The sequence below is a fragment of the Saccharopolyspora sp. NPDC003752 genome, from assembly GCF_053605825.1.
Window position 1 is genome coordinate 45,629 of the sequence record NZ_JBSGJZ010000001.1, and the last position, 22,691, is coordinate 68,319.

The following is a 22,691-nucleotide window of genomic DNA, read 5'->3' on the forward strand; positions in this document are numbered from 1 at the left end:
CCAACAAGCCCGGAAACCCGGCGTTCGCGCTGGTGATCGGTCGTGAGCGCGGCTGGTCGCCAGGACGGCCAAAGGCGCTCACGAGCCCCGCTCACCGCGGGTTCCCGGCATTGCGAGTGGCCCGGTCACGGGCACCCCCGACCTCGCAAAGCTCCCCGGAACGCTACCGCTGGGGCTGGTGGGGCCGGTCACCGCATGCCAGGTGACCAGCCGTGTCGGCCGGACGGGATATCGTGGCGGACCGTGACGGCCCCGGACCACGAAGCCGATGTGCTGCGCGCGGGCGTCGCGGGAACCACCGCGACGGACGCGCCGGCCACGCAGGCTCCCGAGCAGACCCGCGACGGCGGGCAGCGCCTGCAGCTCTTCGCCTACCTGCAGGCGCCCGAGCACCGCACCTACCTGGCGATCATGCGGCTGTTCACCTCGACGCTGCTGGCCGACCTGTCCGCCGGCGAGGTGGGCGCGGCGCTGGCCGCCGCCGAGCGGGAAGGCCGGGTGGCCGCCGGGGAGTCCGATGTGGACACCGTGATCGACCGGCTCAAGCAGCTGGTCAAGTGGGGCAACCTGGTGGTGGGCCGCCGCGAGACGATCGCGTCGAGCATCGCCGAGTTCCAGCACGGCAGCGTGCGCTACCAGGTCAGCAAGCTCGCGGTCCGGGTGCAGCGGGACGTCGACGCGCTGCTGCGGGTCCCCGAGGGCGCCCGCGAGGTGTCGCGCGAGCTGCTGCCCGCCATCGACCGCGGCCTGTCCGGGATCGGCGAGGCGCTTTCCGCGGCCCTGACCGCCGAGAGCCGCGATCCGCGGGCGAAACCCGCGCGGCAGGCGCGGGAACGGCTCGCCGAGCAGGTCACCACGGTGTTCCTGCAGCACGCCGAGCTCGCCGCCACGGTGCGCGACTTCTACGCCTACCTCGGCCAGGTCGTCACCCGCCACCAGCTGGCGCCCGACGAGATCTCCGGGTTCCGGAACCTGCTGGTCGAGTACATCCAGATGGTCGTCGAGGACGTGCTGCGGCACACCGGGACGATCGCGGGTTCGCTGGCCGGGCTGGCCGGCGTCCGCGGCGAGCTGCTCCGGCTGCTGGGCCCGGCCGACCAGCTGGGGATCGACGTGGAGCGGGCGCGGGGCCGCACCGCCGCGGACTGGCAGGAGCTGACCGACTGGTTCGTCGACTCGCCGGGCCGGCCGAGCCAGGTCGCGGCGCTGCGCGAGGCCACCGCCCGCGCGATCGGCTCGCTGCTGGCCAGCGTCAAGCGCGCCACCTCCGGCGGCGGGCTGGTGCCGGGGCGGCGCGGCGAGCTGCTGAAGCTGGCGAAGTGGTTCGACGGCGCCGACGAAACCACCGCCCACCAGGTGTATTCGGCCGCGTTCGGCCTGCACTCGGCGCGGCACCTGCTGCCCGCGCCGGACTACGACAGCGACAACGACAAGGTGTCGTGGCGCGACGGCCCGGTGCTCGACGTGACGGTGAGCGTGCGCAGCCGCGGAGATCGCGGAGCGCGCGGGCGGACCTCGCGGGTGCTCGACGACCCGATGACCGAGGAAACCCTGCTGGCACAAGCCCGGCAGGCCGACGAGCGGCGCTCCACCGCGGTCGCCGAGCTCGCCGCGGCGAGCTCTCGGCTGGACGAACAGCGGCTGTCGGCCGATGCTCTCGGCGTGCTGTGCGAACTGCTGACGCTGGCGATGGCGCAGCGCGACGGCTCCGACGACGCGGGCACGGCGCTCGACCCGGTGCACCGGCTGCGCGTCACGGTCCGCCCCGAAGCGGGCCAGGAGACCCGGATCTCCAGCGCCGCAGGCACTTTGACGCTCCGGGACACGGTGCTCGAAGTCTCCGGCGACGGCGCCATCCCGGACACCTCGGAGCCACTGCCCGGAGCCGCCCGATGATCAAGACCTTCGACGAACTCCCGGACATCGACGCGGCGAACGCGGTCCGCTGCGCGCGCGTGCTGCTGCGCCGACCGCTGCTGCGACCCGGTGGCCCGGACGGCGACCTGCTGCCGATGATCTACCGGCAGCGCGTGGTGCTCCAAGAGATCTTCTCGTCGCTGCTGGGCTACCGCCTGGTGGTGGAGCGCCGCTTCGCGCGGCTGTACAAGTCCGGGCCGGGCGTGGACGCCACCCGCGGTGAGGCGTCGTTGTCGCCGCGCGGCTACGCGTACCTGGCGCTGACGCTGGCGGCGCTGACCGGAATCGGCCGCCAGGTGCTGCTGTCGCGCCTGGTCAGCGATGTCCGCGCGGCCGCGGCCGAGGCCGGGATCCAGGTGGTCGACGACCCGGCGGACCGGCGCGCCCTCACCGCGGCGCTGCGGCACCTGGTGGCGCTCGGCGTGATCACCGAAACCGAGGGCTCGGTGGCCGCGGAGGCCACCGCCGAGGCGCTGATCACCATCGACACCGACCTGCTCGGCCAGCTCGTCTCCGGGCCGCTCGCCGAGGCGGAAAGCCCCGAGCAGCTGGTCGAGCTGGCCTCCGCCGCCGGGCCCCGGAACCTGGAGCACGCGGTGCGGCGCCGGCTGGTCGAGGACCCGGTCGTGCTCTACTCCGACCTGCCGGCCGAGCACTCTTCGTGGCTGCGCGAGCACGTGACCGGCGAATCCCGCCTGCTGGAGCGGTTCTTCGGCCTGGTCAGCGAGTGCCGCGCGGAGGGCGTGGTGGTCTGCGACCCGGAGGACTACCTCACCGACCTGGTCTTCCCCGGCCCCGGCACGGTCGCGCGCATCGCGCTGCTGGCGCTGCCGGAGCTGCTGGGCCGCGCGGAGCCGGACGCGGCGGGCAAGCATCCGGTGACCTGGCAGGACTTCGTCGACGTCTGCCAGGAACTGGTCGACTCCTATCCGGCCGCCTGGTCCCGGCAGGCCACCGAGGACCACCAGGCGCTGGTGCACTCGGTGGTCGCGCTGCTGCGCCGGCTCGGCCTGCTGCGGGAGCTCGACGGCCGATGGCTGCTCAGCCCGGCGGCGCACCGCTGGCTGCCGCAGCCGGACGCCACCCCGGCCCCGGGCCGGGAGCCGGAACCGGCGGCCCCGGAGCCACCGGGCTGGTCGCTGTTCGACGAGATGACGGTGTTGGACGAGATGCAAGGGGACGGTCAACGGTGAGCGCGGACAGCACGGAATCGGTGCCCACTGCCAACCGCTGGCGGCTGCACCGCGGCGGGATCGTCAACATCTGGCAGTACGCCGAGACGACCTTCGACCTGGGCGGCGGCCGGGCGATCTTCCAGGGCACCAACGGTTCCGGCAAGTCCCGCACCCTGGAGCTGCTGCTGCCGCTGTGCCTGGACGGCGACCTCCGCCAGCTGGGTTCGAAGGGCTTCGACACGGTCAGCATCCGGCGCCTGATGCTCGACGAGTACCCGGGCGGGCCGAACCGGATCGGCTACGCCTGGATCGAGCTGCACCGCGAAACCCCGGGCGGCGGCGAGGAATTTCTCACCTGCGGCATCGGCGTGAAGGCGTCGAAGACCTCGCAGTCGATCAGCGACTCGTGGCGGTTCATCACCAGCCGCCGGGTCGGCATCAACCTCTACCTGGTCGGCGCGGACCGGGTGCCGCTGGGTTCGGCGCAGCTGCGCGAGCTGCTCGGCGCCGACTGCGTCCTCGACGACCAGGCGTTCCGCGCGAAGGTCGCCGCCTCGGTCTACGGCGTGCCCGCCGCGCGCTACGGCGACCTGCTGCACCTGCAGCGCACGCTGCGCAACCCCGACGTCGGCCTGAAGGTCCTGGAAGGCCAGCTGGAGCAGATCCTGTCGGACGCGCTGCCGCCGCTGGACCCGGGCCTGATCGAGCGGCTGGCGACGTCGTTCGACGACCTGGAGTCGATCCGGGAGAACATCGTCCGGCTGACCGGCGCGGACAAGGCGCTGACCGCGTTCTTGTCCACCTATTCCGGCTACGCCTTCGGCGCCCTGCGCGACCGCGCCGATGCGATGCGCACCGCGCAGGACAGGCTGCGTGCGCTGCGCAAGGAGCTGACCGGCCTGGAGAAGCAGGTGGCGGGCAAGCAGCAGGACCGGGAGAGCGCGCAGGAGACGATCGCCGAACTCGAACGGCGCGAGGCGGAGCTGGAATCCAGCATCGACGCGTTGCGCTCCCACCCGGCGTATTCCGAGCTGCAGAACCTGCGCGACCGCGAGCGGCTGGTGGAAAGCGCCCGCGCCGCAGCGGTTTCCGCGCTCGACACGGCGAGCAAGCACCGCGCGCAGGAGCACCGCTCGGCGGAGTCGGTGGTCGGCATGCTGCGCCGGTTGACCGGCGATTCGGAGGCCGCCGGGCAGGCCGCGGCCCGCGCCGCGCAGCAGCTTTCGACGGCGGGGCTGGACGGGGCGCTGGTGCCGCGGCCACCGGCGATTCCGGCCGCCGAGGTGCGGTCCGAGCAGACGCGGGTGCGCACCTCGCCGGAGCCGGACGCCGAGCCGCTGCCCGTCGACCGCTACGCCGCGCCGCAGCTGGACACCGATGCGCTGGCCGCGGAATTCCGCGCCGCCATGGGAACTTCCGAGGAGGTCTCGGCGGTCGCCCGGCAGCGTTCGGCGCTGACGCTCGCGCTGCACCAGCAGGCCCAGGAGCTGGACGGGGAGCAGGACAAGGTCGTCGAGCTCCAGCGGCAGGCCCGGCAGGCGCAGCTGACCTCGACCGAGGCGGCCGGCCGGCGCAACCAGGCGCAGCAGGAACTCGCCGACGCCGCGGCGGTGTGGGTGGAGCGCGCGCAGAAGTGGGCCGTCGCCTGGCCATCCACTGTGGACGACCAGCTGCCGGAGCCGCCGTCGGCGGAGGACCTCGTCGCGGACCGGTCGGCGACGCGGCAAGCCCGCGAGCAGGCACGCCGCTGGGCCAAGCCGCAGCTGCACGAGGCCCGCCGCCAGGTTGCCGAGGTGGAGCAGGAGATCACCGAGCTCCACGCGGAATCCCGGTCCCGCGAACAGGAACTCGCCGAGCTCCGCGCCGGGCACGAGCAGACGCCGAACCGCCCCGCCTGGGCCGACGCCGAACGCGACACCGCCCGGGGCCGGGCCTTCTACGAACTCGTGGACTTCCAGCCGTCGCTTGACGAGTCCGACCGGGCCGGGCTGGAGGCGGCGCTGCAGTCCAGCGGGCTGCTCAACGCCTGGGTCACCGCCGAAGGCGAGGTCCCCGGCCTCGCCGACCTGCTCGCCGCGCCGGCCGAGCCGGGCTCCGGCGGCACGCTGGCCGAGCTGTTGTCGCCCGCCGCCGAGGCCGACTGCCCGGTGCTGCCGGAGCGGGTCGCGGCCCTGCTGGCCTCGGTGTCGATCGACGGCGGCGCCGGGCTTTCGGTGTCGGTCACCGGCGCCTGGCGCGCGGGGGTGCTGTCCGGCTCCTGGCGCAAGGAAGCCGCGGAGTACGTCGGCGCGGGCGCCCGCGAAGCGGCCCGGGCCCGGCGCATCGCGGAGCTGGAGGAAGATCTCGCGCGGCTGCGCGCGGAGACCGGCGAAGCCGAGCGGCGGCACCGCGAGGCGAGCGAGGACACCGCGGAGCTGGAGCAGCACCTCGAGTCCTACCCGGACGACAGCGACCTGCTGACCGCGCACGCCAAGCTGACCACGGCGATCGAGTCCGCAGAGGACGCCGACCAGAAGGCCGTGCAGCTGCGCGAGCAGCACGAGAGCGCCGATCAGCGCTGGCAGGCGGCGCAAGCCGAGCTGGTGCGCTCGGCAGGCGAAGCCGACCTGCCCGCCGACACGCAGGCGCTCGACGCCGCCCACCGCGCCGCCCTCGACGCCCGCGCGGGCATCGACGCGCTCCGCGAGGCGATCGAGTCGCGCTGCCTGCCGACGCTCACCGACCTGCGGGAGCTCTCGCTGCACCACGACGCGGCGGTGGCCGACCGGATGGAGGCCGAGTCGCAGGCCGAGCAGCGCTGCGCCGAGTACGCGGAGCAGGCCACCGGTCTCGCGGAGCTCACCTCCGCCGTCGGCGGCGAGGCGCAGCAGATCGCCGACAAGGTCGGCGCGTTCGAGCGGGAGCGGGCCGAGCTGCGCACGCAGCTGCCGCAGGCGCGGGAGAAGATCAGCTCGCTGCGGGAGTCCTCGGCGCGGTTGGAAACCCAGCTGGAGCACAAGCAGTCCCAGCTCGCGGGCCGCGAGCAGGATTCGTCGGCGGCGACCGAAGCCTTCCAGCAGGCGCTGCGGATCCCGGGCCTGTGGTCGGCAGCGGACGTCGGCGAGACCGCGCCGGACGACCTGGCCGATGCGGCGCGGGTGCTCGCCGAGGCGGACCGCCGGGGCTCGTCGGAGGCCACGGTGCTCAACCGGCTGCAAACCCTTCAGCACTCGCTGAGCGGCAACTACGACATCACGGCCGCCGACCAGCACGGCCTGCTCACCGTGACCGTCACCGGCGAGGAGGGCCCGCAGCCGGTGGCCGATGCCGCGCGGCGGGTCGGCGAACGGCTCGCCGAACAGCGCGGCTACCTCAACGAGCGCTACCAGTCGATCTTCGCCGACTACCTGATCCGCGACCTCGCGGAGCGGCTGCGCGGCCAGGTCGGCATCGCCGAAGACCTGTGCAAGCGGATGAACGAGGTGCTCGACGGCGCCCGCTCCAGCCAGGGCGTGCACGTCCAGCTGGAATGGCAGCCGTCGGCGGCGCTCGGCGACGACATCAAGCAGGCCATCGACCTGGTCCGCACCCCGTTCGCCAGCCGCAGCGACGACCAGGACGCGCTGCTGCGCCGGGTGTTCACCGACCTCATCGAGTCCGAGCGGGACAGCACTTCGGGCGGCTACGCGGAGATCCTGGCGCGGGCGCTGGACTACCGGTCGTGGTTCGCGTTCACGGTGCGGGTCCGCGACATCGGCCCGGACGGCAAGCCACGCGTCCGACGGCTGCGGCAGCTGTCCTCCGGCGAGACGCGGCTGATCTCCTACGTGACGCTGTTCGCCGCGGCGGCGGCGTTCTACGACGCGGTCAGCGTGTCCTCGGACGGGCGCGGGCCGCTGCGGCTGGTGCTGCTGGACGAGGCGTTCGAGCGGCTGGACGACCCGACGATCGCGCGGATGCTCGGCCTGCTGGTGGACCTGGACATGGACTGGCTGATCACCTGGCCGAGCGGCTGGGGCGTGTCCCCGAAGATCCCGAAGATGCACATCTACGACGTGCTGCGCCCGCGCAGCGGCCACGGCATCGCCTGCACCCACACCACCTGGGACGGCGCCGCCCTCGACCGCACCGACGGATGATCCCGGCGCGGCGGGGCGTGGCTCCGGGCCGTTGATGCGGCAGCGGTTCCGGCGAGGCCGACAGGCGCGAAACTGGCACCACCTGCGCAAACGGAGCAGGGTGATCACGGACGGGCGCATGTTCTCGCGAAATTGCGCCCATGCCGGGTGACGGTGGGCCTCGCCGGAGCCCTGCCTCGGGATCCGGCGGAGGTGGGGTTGTCAGCGGGCGTCCTTGACGCCGCATACTTCCGAACGAATGGGGGCGAACTGACGTGAGTGCCGAGGACGACGTCCGCGCGGCGTGGGGCGTCGAGCCGCTGCGCGGACTGTGGGAGAAGGCCCGGGAAGCGCTGGAGGCGGCGAGCCCGCCGGCGACGTTCCGGCTGGAGCTGCCCGATGCCGAAGCCCAGCGAGCCGTCGGCGAGCTGTACGGCCGCCCGATGTGGGGCCAGGGCACCCGGATCAGCCTGTCCAAATTGGACGAAGCGACCCGGCGGAGCCGGTTCGCGTTGGGGCTGGCGGAAGTCCTGGAGATCCTGCACGAGCGGCCGCTGGGGCGACGTGAGGCCGCGGAGCGGGACGAACGGCGCGAGCGGACCGCGGAGACCGTGCGAGCGGCACTCGCGGAGCGAGGGCTCGCGACGGCCGCATGGGCGGAGCCGTGGACGCAGTGGCTCCAGCAGTACGGGCGAGTCGGCGACGACGAGCTACCCGCCGTCGCGCGGAGCGCGGCCAAGGCGCTGGGCGCGCTAGCGCTGGCGGAGCCGCCGGAGGCGTGGACGTCGCGCAGCGAGCTCGCGGCGAGCGTTGGCGGAGCGCATGCGCTCGACAACGGCACGGCGTTGAGCCGGGTCGTGCTCAAGGCGGCTGCGCTGGCGCACGGCGTGGAGACGCCGGGCAACGAGCGCGAGCGCCGGGCTTTGTGGGAGCGCTGCGGGGTCACGCTCGATGCCGTGTCCGCGACCGTGCTGTGCTGGGCCTTGCCGCTGGTCGGCTCCGACGACTGGTCTCAGGGCGTCCGGCAGCGGACCGCGCTGGGCCTGCCGACCCACCTGACCCACCTCGACCTGCGCGCCGCCCCGGCCCGGCTCGTCGAACCCGGCACTGCGGTCGCGGTGTGCGAGAACCCGCGAGTCCTCGAATCGGCCGTGGAAGAGGGCATCTCGCATCCCGTGGTCTGCGCGTCGGGCCGCCCCTCGACCGTCACCCGGGCGCTGTTGCAGCGCCTCGCGGACTGCGGTGCCGTTCTGCACTACCACGGCGACTTCGACTGGCCGGGCGTCAGCATCACCAGCTCGCTCCTGGCGCACCACGGCGCACGCCCCTGGCGGATGTCCGCGGCCGACTACCGCGAAGCCCTCGACCATGCCGCCGCGACCCGCACCGACCTGCCCAACCTGGTCGGCGCCCCGCTCGAAACCCCCTGGGATCCGCAGCTGTCCGAGCTGATGAGCACGGCGGCCCGGGCGATCGAAGAGGAAGCGGTGCTGCCCACCCTCCTCGCCGACCTCCGGAGCGGGCTGAGCACGTCGCGCACCTGACCCCGCCCACCGGCCAGGATCGACGGTTTCCTCCGGTCAGGGACCGTGAGTGGTTCGGGGTGCGATGGCGCCCCGAACCGCTCACGGGTACTTCCGCGCCTCAGAACAGCTGGTACATGACGTGCAGGCCGACGTAGCCGTGGGCCGGGTGCTGGAACGCCTCCGGCAGGGTCGCCACGATCCGCATGCCGAGCGACCGCCAGAGGGCGACGGCCCGGTCGTTGGTCTCGACGACCGCGTTGAACTGCATCGCGCGGAAGCCGTCCGCTCGCGCCTGGTCCAGGACGTGGCGGCCCAGCGCCCGGCCCGCGCCGCGCCCGGCGTGTTCGGGGTCGACCATGAAGCTGGCCGTCGCGACGTGCGCGGCCGGCCCCTCGTGGTTCGGGCCGGACACCGCGGTGCCGACCACTCGGCCGTCGTCGACGGCGACGACCGTCCGGCCCGGCGGCCGCGGGAACCAGCGCTGCCTGGCGCGCTGCTCGTCGATGTCGCGGTCCCAGGAGAACGTCTCCCCCGCCGCCGCGATCTCCCGCATGAACGACCAGATCGCCGACCAGTCGTCGGGGTGCGCTTCGCGAATCCGCATGGCCCGGAAGCTAAGGCCCCGGGCCGTCAGGTCGCCACCCGTTTTCGGTCCCGGATGAAGTTGTGCGAAGCCCGGGAGTGCCCTTACTTTCGCCGCATGGCGTCGGTCGTCGTGGAATTCTCGGCGCGGGAGCCGGAGCGGCTCGCGCGGTGGTGGGCCGACGTGCTCGGCTGGCGGCTCGACACGGCGTGCGGGATCGTCGTCCAGCCGACCGGCCCCGGGGTGCCGTTGCGGTTCGTCGCCAGCGCTCGCGTCAAGAGCCGCAAGAACGGCGTGCACCTGGACCTGCGCAGCGAGACGCACGACGACCAGAACCGGATCGTGGAGCGGTTGTTCAACGCCGGCGCCCGGTTCGCCGACATCGACCAGAGCAGCGAAGTGCCGTGGGTGGTGATGGCCGACCTCGAAGGCAACGAGCTGTGCGTGCTCGAACCGCGCAAGGTCTACGCCAACACCGGATCGGTCGCCGCGGTCGTGGTCGACACCCAGGACCCGCGCTCCGATGCCCGGACCATGGCGGCGGCGACCGGCATGGAGCTGGCGGGCGAGCGCGCCGAGTTCGCGTCCCTGCAGCCGGTCTCGGGCGAAGGGCCGTTCCTGGAGTTCCTGGAGAACGACGACGGCCCGGAGGGCATGCTCCGCGTCCTCGTCGAGTGACCCGCGCGCCGCTGGCCGGGCGCGACCGGTTCAGCGGTGGGCAGGTTCGATGATCTTGACGCCGTGCAGGCGCCGGATGAAGTCCGCGCCGAACGCCGTGGCCGGGGTGTGGGCGCCGGGGGCCGGCGGTTCGGAGCGCAGGGCGCCGACCGCCCGCAGCACCGCGTCCGCCGTGAGGTCGTAGGTGTCCGGGCCGATCAGGGCCGCCGACACGCTCGTGCCGTCCGGCGCCGTCGCCTCCGCGTACACCTCGACCCAGCTGCGCGAGCGGGTCGCCCGCCCCGGGCCGCGCACGGCCGCGCCGATCGCCGCCCGGCCCAGCCGCTGCACGATGTGCGACCCCATCACGACCTGCGACAGCCTGGCCGAGCGCGGGCCGGTCCGGGTGAGCCCGGGCAGGTGCGCGAAGGTGGTGATGTTGCCGATCCCGGTGCTGCGGTAGGCCGTGCTGACGTCGCCCCAGGGCAGCGAGGCGACCCGGCGCGGCCCGGACGGGAACGGGATCTCGCGCCGCCGCCACGCCATCGGCACGGAACGCACCTCGCCGTCGATGCGCGCCCGACCGCCCAGCGCGGCTCCCTCCAGCGCGCTCTTCAGCGTCCCGCCGCTGATCCCGCCGCTGGAGTGGAAGGCGAGATCGAGGTGCGTCGCCGTCGGCAGCTCGGCGGCGACCATCGCGGCCAGGCAGTCGGTGGGCACCACGTCGAAGCCCGAGCCCGGCAGCAGCACCACCCCGGCGCGCCGGGCGTCCTCGTGGCGCTCGAAAACCGCCTCGAACACGTCGATCTCGCCGGTGATGTCGAGGTAGTGCGCGCCGGCGCGCAGGCAGCCCTCGACCATCGGCGCCGACGTCGCGGAGAACGGCCCGGCGCAGTGCGCCACGACGTCGACATCGCGCAGCGCGTCGGCGACCGCGTTCGGGTCTGCGAGGTCGAAGACCCGGTAGGGCAGGCCGCGAGGCGTGGCGAAGGCCGCGACCTTGCCCGGATCGCGTCCGGCCAGCACCGGCCGCTCGCCGCGGTCGAGCGCCAGGTCAGCGATCAGCTGACCGGTGTAGCCGCTCGCTCCGTAGATCATCCAGGTCATCGCAATCCTCCCGGTCACGCCGAACACCCTGGTAACGAACACCCCTGGGAACGGTCACGGGTTGCCCCGAGTTGTTCCGATCACCCCAGATCGCCGCGCGCCCGCGCGATCAGTTCGCCGAGCGGCCGAGGGCGGCGGCGATCGCGCTCGCCGTGTCCCGGACCTGACCGAGGAGGCGTTCCAGCTCGGGCAGGTCGGCGTCCGCTCGCACCGTCGTCAGCGAGACGGCCGCCGCGAGCTGCCCGGTGGCGTCCGGGATCCCCACGCCGATGCAGTGCACCAGCGGCTCGAACTCCGCCTGGTCGGTGGCGTAGCCGAGCCGCTCGACCTCGGCGAGGTGATCGCGGAACTCGGTCTCGTCGGTGATGGTGCGCTCGGTGTAGCGGGTGAAGGCGTGCGCGGCCAGCAGGCGGTCCCGGCGTTCGGTGGGCAGCGCCGCCAGGATCACCTTGCTGGCGGCGGCGGTGTGCAGCGGCACCGCCCGGCCGATCCGCGACCAGGTGCGGATCGACGCCGCGCCGTCGATCTTGTCGACGTAGACGATCTGACCGTCCACCAGCTGCGCCAGGTGCACCGTCGAGCGCGTGGCGTCCGCGAGCGCGATCAGGTGCGGCCGGGCGACGGCCCGCAGGTCCATCTCCTCCAGCACCTGCTGGCCGAGCTCGACCAGGCGGAACCCGAGGCGGTACCGGCCGTCCGGGCCGCGGGCGATCAGGCCGCCGTCGGCCAGCGGCTGCAGCATGCGCAGCGCGGTCGAGCTGTGCACGCCGAGCACGCGCGCCAGCTCCGCGATGGTCTTGGGCGCCGCGGCGAGGGTTTCAAGCACGTGGACCGCCTTGGCGACCGTCTTCGACATCGACACCCCCTCCATCGCGCTGCAACATTAACAGAAGAATTGCAAATATTGCAGCACGAGCCCGGGGCGACGCTCGCCGGCGCCCGGCCGAAACCCACTCCGGTAGCCACAAACCGACATGAATTCACTTTTCATAGAACCATTCCAATCCAATCCCATCCCTTCCGCCCGGACGCACGGGCGCGACAAGAGCACACCACCACAACTAATTGCGAAACTCGCTCGGGTGAAAGATCCCTCCCGGACCAGCCCCAAATTGACAGCAAACCTGGCGGGTGATCGACTTCTCGTTGCCCTGTCAGCAATTCGGTACATGAAAGAAGGCCCCGAATGCGACACTCGCCCCTCCTGCTCAGCGCCGCGTTGACGGCCGCCGCGTTCGCGATCGTGCCGACCGCCCCGGCGCTCGCGGCAGCCCAGCAAGCCCCGGCTTGCGCGCTGTTCGCGTACCAGCCGACGCGTGACGGCAACACCCTGACCGCCATCGGCGGGCGAACCGGCTGCCTGAACAGCGCGACGGTCACCGTGCGGATCGTCGTCGAGCAGAAGGACGCGACACCGAAGGCGATCGGCGAGTTGGCGCAGAGCGGCACCGAGATCAACCTGACCACGAAGGCACCGTGCAACTCCGGCGCCACCGTCAAGGTGCACACCGAGACGATCAGCTCGACGGGAGCCATCGCGCACTCCCCGACGACCACCTTCGAGAAGTGCTGATCCGGCTCTGAGCGGCTGCCGGGGTGCGGGCACCCCGGCAACCGGGCCGGCGGCGTCAGCCGCGGCCTCCCAAGGCACCGCCTCGCGTGGGCATCCCGACAGCGTGCATCGGGCCCCACCGAGGCGGTGTCTTCGTCATGCCGCCCGAAAATGTTCCTCCCGCGACACGGCGAATCTGCTGAACCGCCAACGCGTCGGCCCCGAAATTGCAGACCACTTCCGCCGCACTCCTCGAATCCCTCCTCCTTTCTCGCCGAAATCGCGATGTCATATTCCGTCGAATATTCCTCCGCTGCACCGGAGGAATTCCCCACCACTCGGCAAACCCGCATTCCGCGCCGGATTCCGCCGCGGCGAACTCAAGCCGCGGCGAGCACCCGGCCCGGCACGTCCGGGTCGCAGCCCAGCCGGGGCAGCTGCGCGCGAACGGCACCGCGGGTCCGGCCGAACTCCTCGCCGAGCTCCCCGATCAGCCGGCTCGCGGTTTCGCCGACCGAGCTCAGCCACCGCTCCCGGAGCCGCTCGCCGTCGGCTTCGGTCCACGGCCGGCCGGCGTTGGGCGGCCGTGGTCGGCTCCGCCCGCGCCCTGTCGCCCACGGCGAGTGCAGCGCGGCCAGACCGTCCAAGGTCTGGGCCAGGAACGCGCTCGCGTCGCCGAGACCATCGACGGCGATCAGCAGGTTGCCCTCGGCCACGACGCGGCCGTCGGCGTCCGCCCCGGTGAACTCCACCGCGACGGTGGCCGGCTGGTCTTCGCCGGCGGGCTCGCCCTTGGCGGTGACTCCGTAGATGTGCTGTCCGACTCGTACTTCGTTGCGAAAATCCATGCCTCGAAGCTAAGGGCCCCGGCGGGCGGACTCCGGGAGTCAAGCATCGAACCGGCGCGTGTCGGGACGAGATCTCGATCGAGTGAGGGGTGACTCACACCCGGGATCGGAACACCGCCGCGGGTCCGGCCGTTGAACAGTTCGGTCGATGCGCCCGTGTCCCCCGGGCCTCAATGACCGCCTTCGCGGAATACCGTTCGGCTGGAGCCGCGTCGCGCCAATCGCCGCAGAGGCGACCGGCGCATCGGCCACCAAACGAAGAAGACCCCCGCCTTTCTCCTCGGGCGGGGGTCTTTTCGCGTGTTCCCGGCTCGTGCCGTCAGGACACGAACCGCATCAGGCGAACGGTGGCTTGTCTGGCTGGCAGACCTGGCCCGGCTCCGGGACCTTCAGGTCCGTCAGGAAGTCCGCCGCGATCCGGTCCGTGCACGAGCTGTTCCCCAGGATGCAGTGGCCGAACGAGTCGACGCTCACCAAGCGCGCGTTGCCCAGTTCCTGCTCCATGCGGCGGGAGAACTCGTACTGGGTCGCCGGGTCGTAGAAGTTCCCGAACAGCAGCACCGGGTTCGCCGCCTGGTGCTGCCACGGACCGCGGTGCACGTCCGGGTCGATCTCCGGCCAGTTCGAGCACGCGGCCAGGTCGCTGAACGCCTGCGACCGGCCGAAGGTCGGCGATTCCGCCTCCCACTGCGCGGCGATGCCCGGAACCTGCTCGGGCTTCTTGGGAATCGGCTTGTCCGCGCAGTTCACCCCGTAGTAGGTGTCGTCCACGTAGCTGCTCTCCGCGGCGTCGGCGGGAGCGTCCAGGCGACCGATCGAGGTCGGCTTGTTCAGCAGGCCGAGCAGCTCCGGGACCAGCCCCGGCTTCGGGTGCAGCTGCCGGTGCAGCGACTGGAGGTCGGTGGCGAGCTGCCGGAACTGGTCCGGGGCGTACAGCGCGCTGCTCACGCTGTCGGTGAACTGGTCGAGCGTGATCTCCGAGCCGTCCGGCATGGCGATCGGCTCCTGCCGCAGGTGATCGCGGATCTCGTCGAACTTCGCCCGCGGATCGCCCTCGCCGAACGCGCACCGCTGCGCCTTCTCGCCGCAGAGCTTCAGGAAAGAGTCCAGCGCCAGCTCGAAGCCCTGCGCCCGCTCCCGGTCGTACTGGACGCCGTCGGCGGTCCGCAACTGCGGATCCACGTTGCCGTCCAGGATGATCGCGCGGCTGCGCTCCGGGAACATGTTCACGTAGGTCGCGCCCAGCAGCGTGCCGTAGGAGAAGCCGACGTAGTTGAGCTGCTCGTCGCCCACGCCCTGGCGCATCAGGTCCAGGTCCCGCGCCACGTCCTTGGTGGACATGTGGTGCAGCAGCTCACCCGCGTTGTCGTCGCAGGCTTCGCCGTAGTCCCGGAACGCGGCCATCGTGGTGCGGATCTGCTTGTCCGTGACCGGCACCGAGGAGAGCCGGCCCAGCACCTTCTCGGCCTGCTCGTCGGACTTGAAGCAGCGCAGCCGGGTGCTGCGATCGACCCCGCGCGGGTCGAAACCGATGATGTCGAAGCGGTTCAGCACCTGCGGCTCGAACTTCTTCACCGCGGTCACCGGCCGGTTGAACCCGGCGCCGCCGGGCCCGCCCGGGTTCAGGAACAGCGAGCCGATCTTCGCGTCCGGGTCGGCCGCCGCGCGGCGCATCATCGCCAGTTCGACGGTGCCCTTGCGCGGGTCGTCGTGGTCGATCGGCACCGGGTAGCTCGCGCAGCGGTAGAGGTACCGCTCGGTGATCGGCACCCCGGCCAGCGCGTCGCTGTCGCACTCGCCCCAGGCAACCGGTGCGGCACCAGGAGGTTGTGCCATCGCCGGCGATCCCGCCACCACCACTGTGCCCGTGACCATCGCGCACGTCGCGATGGCCAACGCTCGGCCTAATCGGCCGGAAAGCGCCCCCACCCGAACCTCCTTGTGTCGTCTGAGAACTCCGGCTTGGAGTCAACAGTCCGAAAAGGAGGGCGGACACCGCAGAATGCACGAACCTCCAGCGCAGGAGGCGTGCTCTTCGGACTAAGGGTCCGCACGTGCGGGTCGTCCGGGATGATGGCGGTTTCGCCCGATCCTGGAGGCGGTCACGGGACCAGGAAGCGGCTGTCCCGGGCGTCGGTGATCGCCATGTAGCCGGGCGCGTGGCCGATGGCGAACGGCGGCCTGGACCGCATCACTGCTGCCTGCGGCGTCACCCCGCAGGCCCAGAACACCGGGATCTCGCCGGGCCGGACCTCCACCGCGTCGCCGAAGTCGGGCCGGTCGATGTCCTTGATCCCCAACGCTTCCGGCGCGCCGATGTGCACCGGGGCGCCGTGCACCGCCGGGTAGCGGGAGGTCACGCGGACCGCGGTGGACACCAGTTCCGCGGGCACCGGCCGCATCGACACCACCAGCGGCCCGGCCAACCGGCCCGCCGGGCGGCATTCCCGGTTCGTCCGGTACATCGGGACGTTGCTGCCCGCCTCGATGTGGCGCACCGGGACCTCGGCCTCCAGCAACGCCGCCTCGAAGGTGAAGCTGCAGCCGATCAGGAACGACACCAGGTCGTCCCGCCACAGGTCGGTGACCTCGGCGCGCTCCTCCGCCAGCTCGCCGTCCCGGTAGACGGTGTACGCGGGCAGGTCGGTGCGCAGGTCCCCGGCGAAGATCGACATGCTGGTCTCGCCCGGCTCGGTCACGTCGAGCACCGGGCACGAGCGCGGATTCCGCTGCGCGAACAGCAGGAAGTCGTATGCGTACTCGCGCGGCAGCGAGATGAGGTTCGCTTGCGTCCAGCCCGCGCTGTAACCCGAGGTGGGCACGCGCAGGCCGGCGCGGAACTCCGCGCGGGCCTGGTCCGGCGACATCGCCTGCGGCTGCGTCATCGAATTCTCCCTACTTGAGCAGTGAAACTCCGCCCGTTCTTCATTTGTGGAGCGCCGAGGGCGCTTTGCAAATCCTCGAAACCTGCCCACCCGTCGAGGGCCGCGTACCGGACGGAGATCCCGCAGTCCGAGCTGTGGTTCCGCCCCGCTACGAAAGACGGGAACCCTTTTTCAAGCGGAAGCGGATCCGCTGCCCGGGACGCGCCTGGGCGGCCGCGTCGAGGTCGGCGGCGGCGACCACGGCGATCACCGGGTAGCCGCCGGTCACCGGGTGGTCGGCGAGGAACAGCGTGGGCCGCGCCGACGGCGGCACCTGCAGCGCACCGGCGACCATGCCCTCGCTGGGCAGCTCCTCGGTGCGGCTCCGGTCCAGCGCCGGGCCGTCCAGCCGCATGCCGATCCGGTTGCTGTCGGCGGTGACCTCGTACGGCTCGCTGACCAGGGTGGTCAGGGCGTCGTCGACGAACCAGTCGTTGCGCGGTCCCGGCGCCACGCTGAGCACGATCTCGTCGGCCGGGCACACCGCCACCGGTGCGACGTCCACCTGCGGGAACCGCTCCGGCGGCGGGCCGACCGGCAGCACCGCGCCGCAGGCCAGCGGCTGCGGCCCGAGCCCGGCGAGGACATCGGTGGCGCGCGAGCCGAGCACCGGAGGGACGGCGACGCCGCCGCGCACCGCGAGGTAGCTGCGGAGCCCGCAACCGGGCACGCCCATCCGCAGCTCGGCACCGGCCGGGATCCGCAGCACCGAGTTCACCGCCGCGCCGCGGCCGTCCACAGTGACCGGACAGGGCGCACCGGTCACCGCGGCCGTGAGGTCGCGGGTCGCGCGGACCGCTAGCCCGCCGAACGTGACCTCGATGGCCGCGGCGCCCTCGTCGTTGCCGACCAGCCTGTTGGCCAGCCGGAAGGAGCCGGCGTCGGCCGCGCCCGAGCGGCCGACGCCGATGCCGGCCAGGCCCGGTCGCCCGAGGTCCTGGATCGTCGCGAGCGGGCCCGTGGCCAGGATTTCCAGGCAGCTCATGCGACCTCCAGGAAGCGCACCCGCACGCCGGGCCGCAGCAGTGCGGGCGGATTTCGGTCGACCCGCCAGATCTCCAGGTCGGTGCGCCCGATCAGCTGCCAGCCGCCGGGCGATTCGCGCGGGTAGATGCCGCTGAACGCGCCCGCGAGGCCGACCGAGCCCGGCGGCACCTTGGTCCGCGACTCGGTGCGGCGCGGCACCACCAGCTCCGCCGGCCCCCCGGAGAGGTAGCCGAAACCGGGCGCGAACCCGCCGAAGGCGACCATCCACTCCACGCTCGTGTGCCGGTGCACCACCTCGCGCTCGGTCAGACCTGTCAGCGACGCGACTTCCGCGAGGTCGGCGCCGTCGTAGACCACCGGCACCTCCACCAGCTCACCGCTGGCGCGCGAGCCGTCGCGGGGCTCGGCCGCACGCACCGCCGCCTCGACCGCGCCGATGTCGGCGCGCTGCGGGTCCAGGTGCAGCAACAGCGTCCGGGCCGCCGGGACCAGGTCAGTGACACCCTCCGGCGGGTTCTCGGCGAGGACGGCGAACAGCGCCTGCACGGCTTCGAGATCGGCCAACTCGATGAGCAGCCCCGAATCGGCGCACCGCAGGAACCGCATCACACACCTCGCGCAACGAACGGCGCCAACGTCACTCCCCCGGCCACCAGCCGGTCCCGAACCGCCTCGGCGATGGCCACCGCGCCCGGGCTGTCGCCGTGCACGCAGATCGAATCGGCGTCGATCTTGATGTCGGAGCCGTCGATGGCCTTGATCGGCTCGCCGGCGGCCAGCCGCACGCAGCGGTCCGCGATGACGTCCGGATCGTGCAGCACGGCGCCGGGTTCGCGGCGCGACACCAGGGTGCCCTCGGGCGTGTACGCGCGGTCGGCGAAGGCCTCGCGGAACACCTGCAGCCCGGCCCGCTCGGCCCGGGCCAGCCACTCGGAGCCGGGCAGCCCGAGCACCGCCAGCGACGGGTCGTAGGCGCGCACCGCGTCGACCACGGCGGCCGCCTGGTCGGCGTGGTGCACGATCGCGTTGTAGAGCGCGCCGTGCGGCTTGACGTAGCCGACCTCGGTGCCCGCGACGCGGGCGAACCCGGCCAGCGCGCCGATCTGGTAGATCACATCGTTGGCCAGCTCCACCGGCGGCACGTCGATGAACCGGCGGCCGAACCCGGCCAGGTCCCGGTAGCTGACCTGGGCGCCGACCACGACGCCCAGCTTCGCGGCCTGCTCGACGGCCTGGCGGATCACCGTGGCGTCCCCGGCGTGGTAGCCGCAGGCGACGTTCGCGCTGGTGACGATCCGCAGCAGCGCCTCGTCGTCGCTGAGCTCCCAGCGACCGAAGCCCTCCGCGAGGTCCGAGTTGAGGTCCATGCCCACCTCACTTCCACAGTGCGGCGATGCCGCCGAGCGAGTTGTATCCCAGGTACAAGGTCAGCAACCAGGCGAGCACACCCACGACCAGCAGCCAACGCGGGTACCGGTATCCGCCGAGCAGGTCCCGCCGCTTGGCCGCCACGAACATCAGCACGCCGAAGCCGACCGGCAGGATCAGCCCGTTGAGCGCGCCGGCCAGCACCAGCAGCGTCGTCGGCGCCTGGTCCAGCAGCAGGAACACCACCGCCGACACCGCCACGAACGCGACGACCATCCAGTTGCGGGCGCGGGCCAGCTTCGGCGAGAAGGTCACCAGGAACGACACCGAGGTGTAGGCGGCGCCGACGACCGAGGTGATGCTGGCGGCCCAGAGGATCATCCCGAACAGCCGCAGGCCGACCTCGCCGGCCGCGTGCTGGAAGGCCTCCGCGGTCGGGTTCGACGAGGCCAGCGTGACGCCGCCGGCCACGACGCCGAGCACCGCGAGGAACAGCACCAGCCGCATCACGCCGGTCACCAGCAGCGAGACGACGGAGCTGCGGCTGACGTCGACGATCCGCTCCGGACCGGTCACCCCGGCGTCGACCAGGCGATGCGCGCCCGCGTAGGTGATGTAACCGCCGACGGTGCCGCCGATCAGGGTGGTGATGGACAGGAAGTCGACCTCCGACGGCCACACCGCCTGGGCCAGGGCCTGACCGACGGGCGGCTGGGAGGAGAAGGCGACGAACGCGGTCAGCAGGATCATGACCACGCCGAGGACCACGACGATGCGGTCCATCGCCACCCCGGCCTTCTTGCTCAGGAAGATCCCGATGGCGATGACGGCCGAGAGGGTGCCGCCGATCTTCGCGTCCAGCCCGAACAGGGCGTCGAGGCCGAGCGAGGTGCCGGCGATGTTGCCGACGTTGAACACCAGCCCGCCGAAGACCACCAGCGCGGCCATCACGTAGCCGAGGCCGGGCACCACGCGGTTGCCCAGGTCCTGCGCCCGCATGCCGGACACGCCGATGACCCGCCACACGTTCAGCTGCACCGCGATGTCGACCAGGATCGACACCAGGATGGCGAAGGCGAAGGCCGCACCGAGCTGGATGGTGAACTGCGTCGTCTGGGTGATGAAGCCGGGGCCGATGGCGCTGGTGGCCATCAGGAAGACCGCGCCCAGCAGGGTGCTGCGCTTCGCCGCCGACGACTTGCCGTCGGCCGTGGTCGTCTGGGCCATGGCACCTCCGATCAACTCAGAACACCGGCCGTTCGCCGGTGACAGGGGTCTCGCGTTCGGGCCGCTGAGCGGCAGTTCCGGTCAAGATAGTGAATTGTTGAACAATTCTGCAATACCTGATTTGAAGCTGCCTCGTTACACTCAGATCAACTGCCGGGCACGTCGTTGGGAGCTCGATTGACCACCGCGGACCCGTGGGCGGAACTGCTCACGGCCGACCGATCGCTGCTGGACCGCACCAGCACGGCCGAACGAGTCGCCGACGTGCTGCGGCAGCGCATCATCGACGGCGCGCTCGCCCCGGGCACCCGGCTTTCCGAGGAAACCGCGGGCAAGGCGCTGGCGGTCTCCCGCAACACGCTGCGCGAGGCGTTCCGGCTGCTGGTGCACGAGCGACTGCTGGTGCACGAGTTCCACCGCGGCGTGTTCGTCCGGGTGCTCAGCGCCGACGACGTGATCGACCTGTACCGGATCCGCAGGCTGCTGGAGACCAGCGCGGTGCGCCGGGCCGGCACCGCGGCGCCCGAGCTGGTGGCGGCCGTGGACCGGGCGGTGACCGATGGCGAGCGGGCGGCCGAGGACGAGCGGTGGAGCGACGTCGGCACCGCGAACATGCGCTTCCACCAGGCGCTGGCGGCGATGGCCGCCAGCCCGCGGGTGAACGAGACGATGGGACAGCTGCTGGCCGAGCTGCGCCTCGCGTTCCACGTGATGTCGCACCCGCAGGAGTTCTACGAGCCCTACCTGGCGCTCAACCGGGCGATCGCGGACCTGATCACCGGCGGCTCGATGGAAGCAGCGGCCGACCGGCTCGACGAGTACTTCGACGAGGCCGAGACGCAGCTCGTCGAGGCGTACAAGACCTACAACTCGCACTGACGACGTCCAGCGGCGCGACAGGTCTAGGATCCTGGCGCGTGATGCCTCCGTTGCACGCTGTCGCGCAGGGCCATCGTCGACTCCGCGAAGCGCTCGCCGCGCTGACCGATGATCAAGTCGCCGCGCCGTCGCTGCTCCCCGGGTGGAGCCGGGGCCACGTGCTGGCCCACCTGACCGACAACGCCCGAGCGTTCGCGCGGGTCTCCGAGCTCGCGTTGCGCGGCGAGCTGGTCGACGCCTACGACGGCGGGCAGGCCGAACGCGACGCGATCATCGAAGGCCTCGCCGCGAGCAGCGCCGACGAACACCGGTCCGCCATCGCCCGGCACTCCGCCGCGCTGGAAGCGGTGTGGTCGCAGGCCACCGCCGACGACTGGGCGCGCCCGGTGCGGTTCCGCAACGGCGACCTGGGCGGGCTCGTGCACATGCGCTGGCGGGAGGTGTGGATCCACCTGGTGGATCTCGACCTGGGCATCGGCCCGCGGGAGTGGAGCGACGAATTCTCCTGCCACGCGGTCGATTTCCTGATTCCGAGGTTGCCGGAGGGCGTCGTCCTGCGGCAGACCGACGGCCCGCGCCGGTGGACGACCGGCGACGCCGACGGGCGTCCCGAGATCAGCGGCCGGGCCCGCGACCTCGCGGCCTGGCTCGCGGGCCGGACGCCGGAGCACTCGCCGCTCGGTCCGCTGCCGGACCTCGGCCCCTGGCCCGCGCACCCGGCCCCGATCCCGGACCAGCAGCGCCGCGCGCTCCGGTGACCGCCCAGCGCCTGACGCCGGTGGCGATTTCGCGCGAAATCGCCACCCAGCACCAGATTTTCCGGGACGTGCGGCGTGGTTCTCGATTTCCCCGGAACATGGGGTTTCCTCGTCAGGTGAGGCCCGCGAAGAGGTCGGATTCCCAGCCGTAGGTGCCGGATCCGGGGCCTCGTTCGCCGCGGACCAGCAGGTAGTGCTCCATCGCGAACTCCGGGCGCGCCACCATCTGGGCGAAGAAACCGCCGTCGTCCAGGTTGACCTGGCTGCGGTAGTGCCGCAGGGCGGCGGTCTTGATCGCGTGGAAGTCGCGACCGTCGACCATCGCAGTGAGCTCCTCGTCGGGCACCGTGTACGGCTCGAAGCCCTCGACGCCGGCCTCCTCGACCTGCTTGAGGATCGAACGCGGCAGCGTCGTCCAGTACACCTTCGACACCTGCCACGGCTCGCCGAGCTCCGGCGCGTAGTCCGGGTCGGCCGCCGGGTCGATGGAGGTCATCACCGCGCGGTGCGCGCCGATGTGGTCGGGGTGGCCGTAGCCGCCGAACTCGTCGTAGGTGATCACCACCTGGGGCCGCTCCGCGCGCAGGATCTCGACCATCGCGCGGGTGACGTCCGCGGGATCGGCCTTGGCGAAGGAGCCGTCCGCGTCGTTGCCCGCCTCGCCCGCCATGCCGCTGTCCCGCCAGCGACCCGGGCCGCCGAGCCAGTGGTGCCGGACGTCGCCGTACTCCGCCAGCGCCGCGCGGATCTCCCCGCGCCGGTGCTCGCCCAGCGCATCGGGTTCGCCGCGCAGGTGCGCGAGATCGTCGACGATCACCTCGCCGAGCTCCCCGCTGGTGCAGGTCACCAGCGAAACCGATGCGCCTTCCGCGAGGTACCGGGCCATCGTGGCGCCGGTGGCGGTGGATTCGTCATCGGGGTGCGCGTGAACCAGCAGCAGGCGGCGATCGCTCATGAGCACGAGCCTAGCCACGGTCACCGACAGCAGGCGGCGATCGCCGACCTGGTCACACTCGCAACCCGCCGTGGAATTCGGGCAATGTTCGCCTTCCGGTCAACCATTCCCGGCCCGCCTGCGGCGAGGAT

19 protein-coding genes are annotated in these 22,691 nt (G+C 72.2%); 8 read left to right on the top strand and 11 right to left on the bottom strand.

All coding sequences use genetic code 11. The annotated features are described in order from the left end of the window. Positions 1 to 243 precede the first annotated feature (243 nt). From ACWEV3_RS00205 to ACWEV3_RS00220, 4 genes are all read left to right on the top strand, one after another. Positions 244 to 1,896 (top strand): TIGR02677 family protein, encoded by a 1,653-nt coding sequence (locus ACWEV3_RS00205; RefSeq protein WP_452611772.1) that lies wholly within the window; start codon positions 244 to 246, stop codon positions 1,894 to 1,896. Further along, on the top strand, positions 1,893 to 3,110 hold the full coding sequence (locus ACWEV3_RS00210) for a TIGR02678 family protein (RefSeq protein WP_452611773.1): 1,218 nt from the start codon (positions 1,893 to 1,895) through the stop codon (positions 3,108 to 3,110). Before ACWEV3_RS00205 ends, ACWEV3_RS00210 begins: the two co-directional genes overlap by 4 nt. Then, positions 3,107 to 7,210 (top strand): TIGR02680 family protein, encoded by a 4,104-nt coding sequence (locus ACWEV3_RS00215; protein WP_452611774.1) that lies wholly within the window; start codon positions 3,107 to 3,109, stop codon positions 7,208 to 7,210. Before ACWEV3_RS00210 ends, ACWEV3_RS00215 begins: the two co-directional genes overlap by 4 nt. 254 nt (positions 7,211 to 7,464) lie before the next feature. Then, a complete protein-coding gene (locus tag ACWEV3_RS00220) occupies positions 7,465 to 8,733 on the top strand; it encodes a TIGR02679 family protein (RefSeq protein WP_452611775.1) in 1,269 nt (422 codons plus the stop codon). A 100-nt stretch (positions 8,734 to 8,833) separates the two neighbouring features. Here ACWEV3_RS00220 and ACWEV3_RS00225 read toward each other — a convergent pair whose 3' ends face one another. Next, positions 8,834 to 9,319, bottom strand: a complete 486-nt coding sequence (locus ACWEV3_RS00225; protein ID WP_452611776.1) for an N-acetyltransferase family protein — start codon at positions 9,317 to 9,319, stop codon at positions 8,834 to 8,836. A 96-nt stretch (positions 9,320 to 9,415) separates the two neighbouring features. Here ACWEV3_RS00225 and ACWEV3_RS00230 point away from each other — a divergent pair, with 96 nt between their 5' ends. Then, positions 9,416 to 9,976, top strand: coding sequence for a VOC family protein (locus tag ACWEV3_RS00230; protein ID WP_452611777.1), 561 nt, complete (start codon positions 9,416 to 9,418; stop codon positions 9,974 to 9,976). Between the two features lie 30 nt (positions 9,977 to 10,006). Here ACWEV3_RS00230 and ACWEV3_RS00235 read toward each other — a convergent pair whose 3' ends face one another. Both ACWEV3_RS00235 and ACWEV3_RS00240 read right to left on the bottom strand, forming a co-directional pair. After that, positions 10,007 to 11,062, bottom strand: coding sequence for a saccharopine dehydrogenase family protein (locus ACWEV3_RS00235; protein ID WP_452611778.1), 1,056 nt, complete (start codon positions 11,060 to 11,062; stop codon positions 10,007 to 10,009). 109 nt (positions 11,063 to 11,171) lie between these two features. After that, entirely contained in the window at positions 11,172 to 11,918 is a 747-nt protein-coding gene (locus ACWEV3_RS00240) for an IclR family transcriptional regulator (protein ID WP_452611779.1), read from the bottom strand. A 330-nt stretch (positions 11,919 to 12,248) separates the two neighbouring features. Here ACWEV3_RS00240 and ACWEV3_RS00245 point away from each other — a divergent pair, with 330 nt between their 5' ends. Continuing rightward, positions 12,249 to 12,635 (top strand): hypothetical protein, encoded by a 387-nt coding sequence (locus ACWEV3_RS00245; protein ID WP_452611780.1) that lies wholly within the window; start codon positions 12,249 to 12,251, stop codon positions 12,633 to 12,635. 359 nt (positions 12,636 to 12,994) lie between these two features. On the opposite strand, the gene ACWEV3_RS00250 is transcribed toward ACWEV3_RS00245, so the two are convergent. The 7 genes from ACWEV3_RS00250 to ACWEV3_RS00280 form a co-directional block, all read right to left on the bottom strand. After that, entirely contained in the window at positions 12,995 to 13,462 is a 468-nt protein-coding gene (locus ACWEV3_RS00250; RefSeq protein ID WP_452611781.1) for a hypothetical protein, read from the bottom strand. A gap of 336 nt (positions 13,463 to 13,798) precedes the next feature. Beyond that, positions 13,799 to 15,337, bottom strand: a complete 1,539-nt coding sequence (locus ACWEV3_RS00255) for an alpha/beta hydrolase (RefSeq protein ID WP_452612222.1) — start codon at positions 15,335 to 15,337, stop codon at positions 13,799 to 13,801. 227 nt (positions 15,338 to 15,564) lie between these two features. Next, a complete protein-coding gene (locus ACWEV3_RS00260; RefSeq protein ID WP_452611782.1) occupies positions 15,565 to 16,347 on the bottom strand; it encodes a putative hydro-lyase in 783 nt (260 codons plus the stop codon). Positions 16,348 to 16,495: 148 nt separating this feature from the next. Next, positions 16,496 to 17,371, bottom strand: coding sequence for a 5-oxoprolinase subunit C family protein (locus tag ACWEV3_RS00265; protein ID WP_452611783.1), 876 nt, complete (start codon positions 17,369 to 17,371; stop codon positions 16,496 to 16,498). Continuing rightward, positions 17,368 to 17,979, bottom strand: coding sequence for a 5-oxoprolinase subunit PxpB (pxpB, locus tag ACWEV3_RS00270; protein WP_452611784.1), 612 nt, complete (start codon positions 17,977 to 17,979; stop codon positions 17,368 to 17,370). The genes ACWEV3_RS00265 and pxpB overlap by 4 nt, the downstream gene beginning before the upstream one ends. Next, complete coding sequence (locus ACWEV3_RS00275; RefSeq protein ID WP_452611785.1) at positions 17,979 to 18,740, bottom strand: LamB/YcsF family protein; 762 nt, start codon at positions 18,738 to 18,740, stop codon at positions 17,979 to 17,981. Before ACWEV3_RS00275 ends, pxpB begins: the two co-directional genes overlap by 1 nt. 7 nt (positions 18,741 to 18,747) lie before the next feature. After that, positions 18,748 to 19,968, bottom strand: a complete 1,221-nt coding sequence (locus tag ACWEV3_RS00280) for an NRAMP family divalent metal transporter (RefSeq protein WP_452611786.1) — start codon at positions 19,966 to 19,968, stop codon at positions 18,748 to 18,750. Between the two features lie 177 nt (positions 19,969 to 20,145). On the opposite strand from ACWEV3_RS00280, the gene ACWEV3_RS00285 reads away from it, so the two are divergent. Both ACWEV3_RS00285 and ACWEV3_RS00290 read left to right on the top strand, forming a co-directional pair. Then, positions 20,146 to 20,847, top strand: coding sequence for a GntR family transcriptional regulator (locus ACWEV3_RS00285; protein ID WP_452611787.1), 702 nt, complete (start codon positions 20,146 to 20,148; stop codon positions 20,845 to 20,847). 41 nt (positions 20,848 to 20,888) lie between these two features. After that, positions 20,889 to 21,605, top strand: coding sequence for a maleylpyruvate isomerase family mycothiol-dependent enzyme (locus ACWEV3_RS00290; protein ID WP_452611788.1), 717 nt, complete (start codon positions 20,889 to 20,891; stop codon positions 21,603 to 21,605). A gap of 112 nt (positions 21,606 to 21,717) precedes the next feature. Here ACWEV3_RS00290 and mshB read toward each other — a convergent pair whose 3' ends face one another. Continuing rightward, on the bottom strand, positions 21,718 to 22,542 hold the full coding sequence (mshB, locus tag ACWEV3_RS00295; protein ID WP_452612223.1) for an N-acetyl-1-D-myo-inositol-2-amino-2-deoxy-alpha-D-glucopyranoside deacetylase: 825 nt from the start codon (positions 22,540 to 22,542) through the stop codon (positions 21,718 to 21,720). Positions 22,543 to 22,691 lie beyond the last annotated feature (149 nt).

What these genes read in the sequence shown, in the direction of transcription:
- ACWEV3_RS00210 (WP_452611773.1), top strand. Translation starts at nt 1,893, where the DNA reads ATGATCAAGACCTTCGACGAACTCCCGGACATCGACGCGGCGAACGCG.
- ACWEV3_RS00225 (WP_452611776.1), bottom strand. Translation starts at nt 9,319, where the DNA reads ATGCGGATTCGCGAAGCGCACCCCGACGACTGGTCGGCGATCTGGTCG.
- ACWEV3_RS00230 (WP_452611777.1), top strand. Translation starts at nt 9,416, where the DNA reads ATGGCGTCGGTCGTCGTGGAATTCTCGGCGCGGGAGCCGGAGCGGCTC.
- ACWEV3_RS00235 (WP_452611778.1), bottom strand. Translation starts at nt 11,062, where the DNA reads ATGACCTGGATGATCTACGGAGCGAGCGGCTACACCGGTCAGCTGATC.
- ACWEV3_RS00240 (WP_452611779.1), bottom strand. Translation starts at nt 11,918, where the DNA reads ATGTCGAAGACGGTCGCCAAGGCGGTCCACGTGCTTGAAACCCTCGCC.
- ACWEV3_RS00245 (WP_452611780.1), top strand. Translation starts at nt 12,249, where the DNA reads ATGCGACACTCGCCCCTCCTGCTCAGCGCCGCGTTGACGGCCGCCGCG.
- ACWEV3_RS00250 (WP_452611781.1), bottom strand. Translation starts at nt 13,462, where the DNA reads ATGGATTTTCGCAACGAAGTACGAGTCGGACAGCACATCTACGGAGTC.
- ACWEV3_RS00255 (WP_452612222.1), bottom strand. Translation starts at nt 15,337, where the DNA reads ATGGTCACGGGCACAGTGGTGGTGGCGGGATCGCCGGCGATGGCACAA.
- ACWEV3_RS00260 (WP_452611782.1), bottom strand. Translation starts at nt 16,347, where the DNA reads ATGACGCAGCCGCAGGCGATGTCGCCGGACCAGGCCCGCGCGGAGTTC.
- ACWEV3_RS00265 (WP_452611783.1), bottom strand. Translation starts at nt 17,371, where the DNA reads ATGAGCTGCCTGGAAATCCTGGCCACGGGCCCGCTCGCGACGATCCAG.
- pxpB (WP_452611784.1), bottom strand. Translation starts at nt 17,979, where the DNA reads ATGCGGTTCCTGCGGTGCGCCGATTCGGGGCTGCTCATCGAGTTGGCC.
- ACWEV3_RS00275 (WP_452611785.1), bottom strand. Translation starts at nt 18,740, where the DNA reads ATGGACCTCAACTCGGACCTCGCGGAGGGCTTCGGTCGCTGGGAGCTC.
- ACWEV3_RS00280 (WP_452611786.1), bottom strand. Translation starts at nt 19,968, where the DNA reads ATGGCCCAGACGACCACGGCCGACGGCAAGTCGTCGGCGGCGAAGCGC.
- ACWEV3_RS00290 (WP_452611788.1), top strand. Translation starts at nt 20,889, where the DNA reads ATGCCTCCGTTGCACGCTGTCGCGCAGGGCCATCGTCGACTCCGCGAA.